General features: G+C 32.5%; 3 protein-coding genes. 1 reads left to right on the top strand and 2 read right to left on the bottom strand.

The window, feature by feature from the left end; translation table 11 throughout:
- The coding region (locus tag Q0X89_RS10880; RefSeq protein WP_297694027.1) for a hypothetical protein at positions 1-250 on the bottom strand (250 nt) is incomplete at its 3' end.
- Positions 251-482: 232 nt separating this feature from the next.
- Positions 483-926: a roadblock/LC7 domain-containing protein gene (locus Q0X89_RS10875; protein ID WP_297694026.1), complete on the bottom strand. Its 444-nt coding sequence runs from the start codon at positions 924-926 to the stop codon at positions 483-485.
- Between the two features lie 889 nt (positions 927-1,815).
- On the opposite strand from Q0X89_RS10875, the gene Q0X89_RS10870 reads away from it, so the two are divergent.
- Complete coding sequence (locus Q0X89_RS10870) at positions 1,816-2,025, top strand: hypothetical protein (RefSeq protein WP_297694025.1); 210 nt, start codon at positions 1,816-1,818, stop codon at positions 2,023-2,025.
- The last annotated feature ends 113 nt before the right edge of the window (positions 2,026-2,138 follow it).

Below are 2,138 nucleotides of genomic sequence, written 5' to 3'. Positions count from 1 at the left end.
ATATATATATATATCCATTTTGATATGTCATCACCGCCTTTTTATCGACTCTGAAATGCAATTGTTCACCAGAATTTGACTTGATATGATAATCACGGCCCAAACTAATGTCATAAATTTCCCCATTGATTGTAATTTCATAATTCGAAGTGTTTTGCCCAAAAGCGTGGCATGGCAGAAGCGCTATCATTGCTAAGAAAATTATGATTTTATTCATTTTTTCTCCTTTTCCTATCAATATTCCAGTCATAAATATAATTCATTATCAATAATTCTGTGATGTAATGTTGAATCATATATCGGCATTTACAAGTAAATTCTTAAGGATAGGTAAAGTTGAAAGCCGGTGAATCGCTCCTAAGCGGATGAGTCGAAAAATGCAGGTTTGTAACAATAAAGGATCAAAATGATGAAAATTAGAGAAGGAATAAAAATGGGGTAATGAGTGTTTAAGTTGACTCAGGAAAGTAATAGAAATTTTGCTAAATAACAACTGGTTGGTGGGATAGATTATAAACTATATTGGTAATATCTTCTTTAGCAGGAATGTGTAATGCATCGTTCATTTTTTTTACCACTTCATTTACTTTCAGCCGAAGGAAACCTAAAGATAAATCCTTATTGAAAATATTAATTAGCAGATATTCAGATGCAATAACCTTATAGTGTACATTCACATTCTTTCCTTTATTGAACAAAAGAGAAAAATCTCCCTCTCCTATGATATCGGCCATGGCTTTTACAGCACCGAAATTGCCTGCTGCCAAGCAGGCTAATGAATAAATATCTGGACGTGTCTTGCCATCATCCAAACATGCAACGATATTACCAGCCATATCAATTAATAGGGTGCAACTTACTCCTTTAGCAATCAGGTTTTGCCTCAAAATATTATTTAACTGATGTAATTGCTTTTGATTTAACATAAAGCAAATGTCCTTCAATATACCACTTGATTTTAGTTTGATGTATGAGGCAACCAAATTATATCAAGGAAACTTCTATGTCTTGCCGCAATAATTCATTTGATAAATAATATTAGATACTTACAGAATGCAAAAGTTATACCATTATGCTTTGAAAATATTTTTCAAACAATTCAGGATGTTGAGTAAACGAAGATTCAGATTTAATGTAGAAACGTGCACAATTTTATACAGTTTGTCAGATAATTTATAATTAAATTAAATCAAGGATGTATAGAAACATGATATACATTATTGATTTCATGAGCCCGTTCCTAATTTTTAGCAAATCGAAAAGTTTAAATTTCGTGATTAATTGCACATTGAGTTTTTTTATGGACTTCTAAATCCAATCTGAAAAGAGCGTGCTTGTAATTAAAGAAATGAGAATGGATATGCAATTGATATGCGAATATGCAGCCAGGACTGTACAAAAACTAGCTTAATGTCGCTTAAACCAGCATTTATTTTTTTTAACTATTTGATTTAATTTATAATTTTTAAATTCCGGCCTTCGGGACCAAAAACATTATAAGGCGTAACCTTTGGGTTACGCCTTTTTTATTTAAATACAGATATAGTAGAATGCCAATACTTTGATTAAAATTCCAAATATATAAACAGAACGGATGTCCCCCTCACCCCAATAATGCCTCCGGTCGCGACTCCGAAAGCAAATCTAATTTAAGTTCTAACTAAAAATTTCCGATACTTATAATGGACTTACAAATTAACACCACAGGAGCTGTCACTATGCCCGGTATATACTTTGTAATCACAATCTTTGTTGGCATAACACTTTACCTATTGTTGTCCTTGATTAGGGAGCACAAACAAGACAAACAAAAATATGATTAACATTAACATGGAAATAAACAATAAAAATCTTCTTAAACACAAGCTTGATTACCTGGAATTATCCCTAAAAATAACAAAACTTCGTTATCGTGGAGAAGAGCCACCCATAGAACTAATCATGCAAGCCCATGAGGTTGGCTGTCTTGCTCATATTCCAGATGATGAATTAAATAATCTTTTATTCGATTTGGATATTCAGTAGTCGAAATGTTAAAATTGCTGCACATCGCCATTATCTGTTGGGTTATAATTCTCATCGCATGGCTTCTCTGGCAAGCATTGAAAATCTTGCGCTCAAAATGATTTCAGCATTAA

Source organism: uncultured Eudoraea sp. (assembly GCF_947258525.1).
GTDB lineage: Bacteria > Bacteroidota > Bacteroidia > Flavobacteriales > Flavobacteriaceae > Eudoraea.
This window is presented reverse-complemented; position numbering and strand designations above follow the sequence as displayed.

Excerpts from the sequence above, each read along its gene's own strand:
- Q0X89_RS10870 (WP_297694025.1), top strand. The coding sequence starts at position 1,816 with ATGATTAACATTAACATGGAAATAAACAATAAAAATCTTCTTAAACAC.
- Q0X89_RS10875 (WP_297694026.1), bottom strand. The coding sequence starts at position 926 with ATGTTAAATCAAAAGCAATTACATCAGTTAAATAATATTTTGAGGCAA.